Annotated in this window: 1 protein-coding gene; it reads left to right on the top strand. The window is 35.7% G+C overall.

The window, feature by feature from the left end:
• A partial coding sequence (locus CLAVI_RS05585) for a hypothetical protein (RefSeq protein ID WP_194844613.1) occupies positions 1-921 on the top strand: 921 nt, incomplete at both ends.

Here is a 921-nt window from a genome sequence, read left to right as displayed (position 1 = left end):
CTTCATTACCAATAAATGATCAAGAAGTTTTTTTATGCTTTACAAAAGCAGATCATTTAAAAGCTTCTGGGGTATCAACATTTGTTCCATGGAGCTCAAAAAATTTTGGAATTTGCCAAAATCAAACAAGCAAGGACACTAATGATGAGATAAATTGCGTTAAGGTTAGTGATTATATGAAGCAATATCCTCAAATTCCTGTCCCACATTGTGTTCCTATGAGTAAAGAGGCATATCGCCAATTAGGATCTTTTCTTAAGGCTGATTTTTTAGGAGGGGTATTTATGTATTATGACACTGAAGTATGGAGAATATCTCAACAAATAGTATGTATGATGGAATCAGTTTTTCATACCATGGGCTTAAGTATGGAAACAAAAAGAGCTTTAGGAAAGAGTAGATTTTGCCAACCAAGTACTAAGGTAAGATATCGTTATGTTAATAATCAAAACCAGCAAATCAATGCAGATGTAATGTGTTGGGAAAAAACACATAATATTACAGAACAACACCCTCAAGCTTTTATTCCTGTAGAGCAATGTGTTAATCCAAGTCTTACTACTACTCCATTGCCATACACAACGTTGGCATCATCAGTGAGTAGCTTTACCACAACTATGCCTGTGGTAGAGAGTAATTGCCCAACATGTAGTTATATGATTCTTGCTTTTGGTGTTGGAAGTGCCATTATATTAATGGCAACGCTTGGAAAAATAATCTATAAACAATGTACATTTCAAGGTCTTAAGAAGCCTAAAGGTGGTTCTAGAAAGTGCAGAAGGTTAGCAGATTTAATTATAGAAGAAGGGCTTCTTCTAGGTGCTTCTGGTCTAGGAACAGGTCTTTTAGTAACTTCTTTACTATCTCCCTGTAGACCTGTAGATGAAAGCACTAAGAAGATAGTCATGGCCTCCACAGCTT

The sequence above is a fragment of the Candidatus Clavichlamydia salmonicola genome (assembly GCF_015356765.1).
Classification (GTDB): Bacteria; Chlamydiota; Chlamydiia; order Chlamydiales; family Chlamydiaceae; genus Clavichlamydia; species Clavichlamydia salmonicola.
This window is presented reverse-complemented; position numbering and strand designations above follow the sequence as displayed.